Raw genomic sequence first — 587 nt, forward strand, 5'->3', positions numbered from 1 at the left:
CGGGCCGCTGGAGCACCGCGTACCCCCTCTCCAGTGTGGCGGCGGGCGACAGGGAGACGACCCGGGCCCGGGTGTGCACGAGCTCCGAATCGGCCCGGTCCAGCAGATGGCCCAGCACCCGGCGGCTCCGCCCGACGAGCGCGTCGATCTCCGCCGCCCGCTCGTCCACCAGCCGCTGGGGGTGCTCCATGGCGGGCCGGCCCAGCGCGTGCGCGAGCCCCCGCTCCTCGCGGTCCAGGATCCCCCGTACGGTCCGCAGCGCCCGGTCCCGGAGCTGCTGCACCCGCTCCAGCTCCTCGCCCACGTCCGGTACGACCTTCTTGGCCGCGTCCGTGGGCGTGGAGGCGCGCAGGTCGGCCACCAGGTCCAGCAGCGGGGAGTCGGGTTCATGGCCGATCGCCGAGACCACCGGCGTACGGCAGGAGGCCACGGCCCGGATCAGCTGCTCGTCGGAGAACGGCAGCAGGTCCTCCACGCTGCCGCCGCCCCGGGCCACGACGATCACATCCACCTCGGGCAGCGCGTCCAGCTCCTCGACCGCCCGGACCACCTGACTGACCGCGTTCACCCCCTGCACGGCGGTGTTG

The 587-nt window shown here is 74.8% G+C and carries 1 protein-coding gene; it reads right to left on the reverse strand.

What is annotated here, in order from left to right; all coding sequences use genetic code 11:
• Nucleotides 1-587, reverse strand: a 587-nt coding sequence (xseA, locus tag G3I71_RS45835; RefSeq protein ID WP_164324871.1) for an exodeoxyribonuclease VII large subunit, incomplete at both ends; no start/stop codon positions are given.

This window comes from Streptomyces sp. SID12501 (genome assembly GCF_010550245.1).
Classification (GTDB): domain Bacteria; phylum Actinomycetota; class Actinomycetes; order Streptomycetales; family Streptomycetaceae; genus Streptomyces.